Source organism: Bradyrhizobium genomosp. I (2014), assembly GCF_000261685.1.
GTDB lineage: Bacteria > Pseudomonadota > Alphaproteobacteria > Rhizobiales > Xanthobacteraceae > Bradyrhizobium.
The window spans coordinates 1-6139 of the sequence record NZ_AJQE01000328.1 but is presented as its reverse complement, the minus strand read 5'-3'; the positions used below and the strand labels follow the sequence as shown (position 1 = coordinate 6139).

The 6139-nt window shown below is 59.0% G+C and carries 7 protein-coding genes and 1 pseudogene; 5 read left to right on the top strand and 3 right to left on the bottom strand.

Translation table 11 applies throughout. The features are described from left to right. The first annotated feature begins 27 nt into the window (after positions 1-27). The 3 genes from IC50_RS41565 (at position 28) to IC50_RS29575 (ending at position 2087) form a co-directional block, all read left to right on the top strand. Positions 28-396 carry a glycoside hydrolase family 15 protein gene (locus IC50_RS41565; RefSeq protein ID WP_157461107.1) on the top strand — a complete coding sequence of 123 codons (369 nt, stop codon included), beginning with the start codon at positions 28-30 and terminating at the stop codon, positions 394-396. 98 nt (positions 397-494) lie between these two features. After that, positions 495-1265 carry a Crp/Fnr family transcriptional regulator gene (locus IC50_RS29580; RefSeq protein WP_035713118.1) on the top strand — a complete coding sequence of 257 codons (771 nt, stop codon included), beginning with the start codon at positions 495-497 and terminating at the stop codon, positions 1263-1265. A 111-nt stretch (positions 1266-1376) separates the two neighbouring features. Continuing rightward, positions 1377-2087: a DUF4396 domain-containing protein gene (locus IC50_RS29575; RefSeq protein WP_035713115.1), complete on the top strand. Its 711-nt coding sequence runs from the start codon at positions 1377-1379 to the stop codon at positions 2085-2087. A gap of 960 nt (positions 2088-3047) precedes the next feature. Here the strand turns inward: IC50_RS29575 and IC50_RS29570 are convergent. Continuing rightward, positions 3048-4088 (bottom strand): AI-2E family transporter, encoded by a 1041-nt coding sequence (locus tag IC50_RS29570; RefSeq protein WP_035713112.1) that lies wholly within the window; start codon positions 4086-4088, stop codon positions 3048-3050. A gap of 392 nt (positions 4089-4480) precedes the next feature. On the opposite strand from IC50_RS29570, the gene IC50_RS42630 reads away from it, so the two are divergent. Both IC50_RS42630 and IC50_RS29565 read left to right on the top strand, forming a co-directional pair. Beyond that, positions 4481-4699, top strand: a complete 219-nt coding sequence (locus IC50_RS42630) for a hypothetical protein (RefSeq protein ID WP_193374168.1) — start codon at positions 4481-4483, stop codon at positions 4697-4699. Positions 4700-4895: 196 nt separating this feature from the next. Then, the gene (locus tag IC50_RS29565) at positions 4896-5285 is read left to right on the top strand and encodes a LuxR C-terminal-related transcriptional regulator (RefSeq protein WP_244429678.1); all 390 of its coding nucleotides are present in this window, start codon (positions 4896-4898) and stop codon (positions 5283-5285) included. 155 nt (positions 5286-5440) lie between these two features. Here IC50_RS29565 and IC50_RS43365 read toward each other — a convergent pair. Then, positions 5441-5716: pseudogene (locus IC50_RS43365) on the bottom strand (DUF2478 domain-containing protein); the annotation flags it as partial. A 47-nt stretch (positions 5717-5763) separates the two neighbouring features. Beyond that, the coding region (locus tag IC50_RS29555) for an NAD(P)/FAD-dependent oxidoreductase (RefSeq protein ID WP_035713109.1) at positions 5764-6139 on the bottom strand (376 nt) is incomplete at its 5' end.

Here is a 6139-nt window from a genome sequence, read left to right as displayed (position 1 = left end):
GTCATCACCCAGTTTCCCGCATAGCTCATGGGCTTCCTGCCAATTACCGACCGGCGCATCGAAAGAACCATTGCGGCGATCGAGCGCGAGCTCGTGCGCAAGGGATACGTCCATCGCAAAATGTCAGGCAAAATACGACAAGGAGCATTTCTTGCCTGCAGCGGATGGCTTGCGGAATGCCAACTGATGCAGGGGAGGCGGGCTGAAGCCGAGGAAAGCTTCGAGCATCTCTTGCGCGCGCGAAATGATCTGGGGCTCCTCGCTGAGGAGTTCAGCGTTCAGGATGGCCGCCTTGCCGGCAATTTTCCTCAGGGATTGAGCCATTTGGCATTGGTTCGCGCCGCTCTTCGGTTCGAAAACAGGGCCTCCAACCGAGGCGACGACCACGGAAAATAGTCGTATGCCAAAAAAGGAACTCTGGCCCCCTGATTGCGTACTCTGTTAGCACCCGCAAAAGGTTCCAAATCCGGCTGCGGGACGTGGAGAGAGTGACAATGCAGGACGGTCAAACAGTAGGCCTGGCTCCATGGTCAATTGAGCCCGACGACAACGCTCAGGCGCTGGCTGTACGAAACAAGCTGCTACGCTGCATCCCAGAGACGGAATTGGCGGTACTTCAATCGATCGGCATGGAGGTTGAAATCAAGCCCCGTCAAGTGCTGCATCATTGGCGTTTGCCGATGGACTACGTCTACTTTCTCAACGATGGGCTGATATCCGTCTCGGCGAAGGTCGAGACGAGCCGCTTCGTCGAGGCTTGGCTGGTCGGCTCCGAGGGAATGATCGGCGCCCCGTGCATATTGGCGCCGGACGACCCGATGCCCCCGCATCGTCGGGTCGTTCAGGTGGGCGGAACTGCGCTGCAAATTCCGACGCGGGCCTTCGTCGCGGCACTCGACGAACTCCCGCGCCTTCGCGGCGTGGTTCTTCGTTATATCAATCTTGTCCTGTTTCAGACTTCCCAGGTTGGGGCTTGCAACTCGCTGCATTCCGTCAAGCAGCGACTTGGCCGCTGGCTTCTTGTCGCGGCAAACGCAATGGACTCGAGCGAGCTTCCGATCACGCATGCAGTTTTGGCTCAGTTGCTCGGGATTCGACGTGCGAGTGTCAGCGAGTGCCTCGAGATATTTGAACGGACCGGTATCATCCGCAACACGCGGGCCGCGATAACTCTGGACGACCGGGCTCAGTTGGAGCATCTGGCGTGCTCGTGCTCTGGATTGATACAGCGCGAGTACGATCGGCAGATCGGTCGTTGTTTTTAGACCTGCCTTGCAGGCTCCACTCTCATCGCGAGGAGCAAGGGTGCCGCAATTCGCGGGATTTGAACGAAGGCGGTCTTGGCGGCGTTGTTCTCCCGGAAAGGGAGAATTGTCATGCCCCCAATCTGGGTTCACGACCTGGCGCTGGCTTGCCTGGCTGTCGGAATTGCCTGCGCAATCGTCATTGCAGTCGACTTGGTCCGCCATCCACAGCGCATGTGGATCATGAACATCGTCTGGCCCGTCAATGGCTTGTTCGGTTCCGTACTGACCTTGTGGCTGTATTACCGGTTCGGCCGCCTCGCGGCTGACCGCAGCAAGCGGTCCAACACTAAAGAGAAAACCCCGTTTCCCGTCATGGTCGCCAAAGGTGCCATGCACTGCGGTGCCGGATGCACGCTGGGGGACATTGTTGCTGAAGGTCTTGCGCTTGCATTTCCAGTGATTGCGTTCTGGGCTGGGTGGAAAACGCTGTTCTCCGAGAAGATGTTTGCGATCTGGGTGATAGATTATCTGTTTGCCTTCGTGCTCGGCGTCGCCTTTCAATATTTTACGATTAAGCCGATGCGCGAGTTGTCGCCAGCTGAAGGGATCGTTCAAGCCGTGAAGGCCGACACGTTGTCCCTGACCGCGTGGCAAGTCGGCATGTACGGTTTCATGGCGATTGCGCAGTTCGCAATCTTCAGGAATGCCTTCGGCGTGAGGCTTGAGCCGTCAATGCCCGAGTTCTGGTTCATGATGCAGATCGCGATGATCGCGGGATTTTTCACCAGCTATCCCGTCAATTGGTGGCTGATTAAAGCTGGCGTCAAAGAGCGAATGTAAGTCTTGGTGAGCGCCGGGAAAATGCCGGCAGCCATCGCGGAGGCCGAGCGCAATGTTACGACGAGCCCGAAGATGTCGCCCTTGGCGAGAGCCGCTGACCAAAGGTGCGGATCACAAAAACAAGCACCAGATACAAGATCGCAGCGACTGCTGAGCTGTGGATGATCGCGCCCACCTTGGGGACGCATCAGACGTGTATTCGCTTCTTCGGCAGAGACCCTACGTTGCCCGGCGCGCCATGGCGCCGGGCAACCTGCCGCATGCTCTGAGTGTCACCACCGATGGTGCGCGCGGATTACACCGTGATGATGATGTCGGTGGTGCCTTGGTGCCCAGCCGTAGCTATGACGCCAGGGATGTGCGTGCCGGACCGCATATCCCCATGGCCTCGGCTCTGACCAGCCGTAACTGTAGCGCCAGGGGCGGGGTCCCCAGGCGTAGGGTCGCGGTCCCCAGCCATAACCGCCCCAGTAAGGCGTATAGGTATAGGCTGGATAATATCCACCATAACCGTATGGGTACCTGTACGCGTTACGGTAGCCGTAGTATGGCGGCTCATAATAGTAGGGGCCGGCAATGGCGGAGCCGATCAGCGCTCCTGCAAGCAGTCCGGCACCGATTCCCCAACCGCCACGCCAGCGAACCTGCGTGAGATTGTCCTGCACCGCCGACGTACGCTCCGCCGAGCCCGCTGCAGCCGAGAGCGCTGTCAAAGGCGCAGCCTGAATATTGCTTACTGGAGAGATCGCGATCAGTCCGGTGAGAGAAAGGGCAAGTGTGAGTCTCCGCATCTGTGGCTCCCGTGATCTTGGAATGCGGTCTCAACCTCAGCCCTCAATGTTGGTTTCTGGGGTCGCGAACTCGGGACACTATGTCGCGCCGAGCACCTGCGCCGGATTTGCGAATGTACGAGACCGTACCGACTACGTTGCTCTCCGCCCGGTTTGGAGGTTTGTTCAACTAGGCGGCCTGCTTACGCTCGCGCTCCAAGAGACCCTCGACATAGATCATCCGGACAGCGACGAGCAGAACAGCAATCAAAGGAGTGGCGACGATCAGCCCGATCAACCCAAACAGGGTCCCCAGAACCGTTTGCGAAAGTATCGTGAGCGCGGGCGGCAAGGAGATCGTCCTCTTCTGTATCCATGGTGCGATGACGTTTCCTTCCAACAGCTGGATCGACAAAAACAAAAGTGCGACCCAGGCCGCAAGGGCGGGAGACTGAGCCAGGGCCACGAGGATGGCTGGGACGGCGCCCGCGAGCGCCCCGATGTAAGGCACGAAGTTCAGCAGGCCAGCCAGCAGGGCCAGTGAAAGTGCCAAAGGCGAGCCGATAAGAAAAAGCCCAAGGCCGAGGAGAAGCCCCACGATCACCATGTCGATGAACTGTCCGAGAAACCAGAGCCTGAGCGTAGAACCAAGCTCCCCGGCAACTTCCCGGCCGCGAGGTCGCCAGGTCGTTGGAAGTAGACGCAGCGCGCCTTCCAGATACAGTTGCGGTGATGCAGCCAGGAATATTGCTGTCGCTCCCACGACGACGAGAGTGCCACCGATACCGAGAACCGAGCCAATGACCCCTGGGACGTAGCCCGTCAGGCCGGCGCGCAGAGACGTTCCGGCGATCTGCAGCTGTTGAGCGAAGACCGAGCCCCACGAGCTATCTGCCAATTCGCTCCAAATTCTTTGCAGCTGGGTTCTCAGTTGCTGACTGATTTCATCGGCTTGATTGAAGATAGCGCTACCGCGCCACCATAGCAGCGCACCGAGCACGAGGCAGGTCAGGCCGATGACGCAAACCAACGAGGTGTAAGGACCTGAGCGCAATACGCGCTGTATCGCATTGCTTGCGCCGCGCAAAACGCACGCAATGACCACGGCGCTGAACGTGAGTAACAAAATGTCGCGAAGCAACCAGACTGACGCGGCGAGAAAGAGACCGATCGCACTTACCCGGAGGGTGCGCTCCATATGTCGAACATGAATTGTCAATTTGCCTTCCAATTGCTCTCCTTCATCGTGATGGTCTTGACCCAAAAACGGCCTCTTCGTTGGTGCGCATGCGGCTAGTCCGAACGTTCAGGAAAACCGTCGCCGCGGCCGAGTTGGATCGGCAACGGGTCCGTACGTCGCAACGTTCGATCATATTACTCCGTCGCTCCCTCACTTGTTCTGGCGATCGACGTAAAATGTGGCGCCCCAAGTCCGGGCAGTGTCAGAGCACAAGAAGGACTCGGCGACGCGGTAGACCGCTGATAAGATGTGGAGGAGAGCACATAAGGCGGGTTCTCATCTCCGGCGCTGGAATTGCCGGGCCCACGCTTGCCGATTGGCTGAGGGCAGCGGGATTCGAGCCGACCTCGTCGAGCGGGCCCCCACTCTCGGTAGCGGGGGGTATGTCATCGACTTCTGGGGATTGTGGCTACACCATTGCCGAGCAGATGGGATTGCTCTCGGAGATCAGTCGCGACGGCTACCAATTGCAAGAATTGAGAATCGTAGACCAGGCCGGCCATCGACTGACCGGCTTCGGGACCGGCGTCTTCGCCGAATTGACCAGCGGGCGATACGTCACCCTGCAGCGCAGTCACCTCTCGCGTCTGCTGTATGAGTGATCAACGGGCGCATTGAGACCATTTCGGCGACGAGATCGTGCTCGTCGAAGAAAAGGCCGATTGCGTCGAGGTCTCATTGAAGCATGGCCATCCTGAATTGAGGCGGGGGAGGCTCCGTGCTCCCGTTCCGTTCTAGATCGGTCTCGCTCATGGGCTGAAGTCACTTCGCTTACGCAGCGAAGTTCTGATTCTAACGATGCATGAAAACGAAGAGCTGCTGACCGAAGCTGTTCTGGCTGGTGTTCGTGGCTTCTTGTTCAAATCGGATGCGAGGAAACACCTGCTGTCCGCCGTCGAAGCGCTGCTGGATCGCAGGCCCTATTTCACGAGCGTGTTGCTGGAGAAATTACTCCACGACTACCAGCTCAACAAGCTAAACAAGTCGGATATGCTGCTCACCTCGCGCGAGCAGAGCGTAGTCCAACTGATAGCGGAAGGACATACCAACAGGTCCATAAGCTCCATTTTGCAGTTGAGCGTGAAGACCGTCGAGACCCATCGCGCTTCCGCGATGCGCAAGCTGGGAATGTCCTCGACCGCTGAACTGGTCCGTTACGCCATCCGCAAGAAACTGGTGGTGCCCTGAGAGACGTCTCCGGCCGAAAGATATTTCGCCAGATGCGTGAGCCGAGAGATCATCGACTGTCTCCAGTTCGGGGACGCATGTTGCCGCCGATGTCGGCATTTATCCCTAAGCACCTTAGGCTGAATTTGGGAGCGTCTCGATTCCGCAAGTCTGCGCTCGTCGCGCAGGCCTTCGCCGGCCGCCTCCTGCTTGGAGAACTTGTTGATCACGACGAGATCGACGTTCGCCGCGATCGCGCGGGTGACGGCAACTGCCGCTTCGGCCAGTCCCGCGGCGTCCAGTTTGCAAGCCATCGCGCCTGAGCCGAGCGGCTGGCGGATCGAAATTTCGCGGCTGGTCATGAGGTCGATCGCCTGCATGCCGACCTGACAACCGCCGCCGTCCCTGATGTTGCGCTGGACGACTCCGCCGATGCGTTCGCCCGATCGCACCAGCGCAATCTGAACGGTTTCGTGTCGGGGTCTTCAGACCTCCTGGCTTAGGCGGCTTCGTCACGCAGGTGGTACCATCGATACAACATGCGCTGGCCGATCCTGCGGAACGATGAGAACGTGTGTGTCGGTAGAGGCGAAGTGAAGATCGGCAGGTCCTGTCCCTGAAAGTCCTGGCCCGCGATCATCTGTGCCATACGGCGCCCCGCCTGTGCCGAGTACGATACGCCGTTGCCACCATAGCCGAGCGCGTAGACCAGTCGGCTGCCAGGTTCGGGCCTGAAAATCCGCGGCATCATATCATGGCTGACATCGACCCAGCCCCACCAGGAGTAGTCGACCTCGATGCCCTGCAGCGCCGGAAACTTGCGGTGCAGCCCGTCGATCAGGAGCTGAAGATGCTTTGGATGGTCGGCGTCCGCC

Bases quoted from the DNA above. Each gene is read 5' to 3' on its own strand.
- IC50_RS41565 (WP_157461107.1), top strand. From the start codon at position 28: ATGGGCTTCCTGCCAATTACCGACCGGCGCATCGAAAGAACCATTGCG.
- IC50_RS29580 (WP_035713118.1), top strand. From the start codon at position 495: ATGCAGGACGGTCAAACAGTAGGCCTGGCTCCATGGTCAATTGAGCCC.
- IC50_RS29575 (WP_035713115.1), top strand. From the start codon at position 1,377: ATGCCCCCAATCTGGGTTCACGACCTGGCGCTGGCTTGCCTGGCTGTC.
- IC50_RS42630 (WP_193374168.1), top strand. From the start codon at position 4,481: ATGTCATCGACTTCTGGGGATTGTGGCTACACCATTGCCGAGCAGATG.
- IC50_RS29565 (WP_244429678.1), top strand. From the start codon at position 4,896: ATGCATGAAAACGAAGAGCTGCTGACCGAAGCTGTTCTGGCTGGTGTT.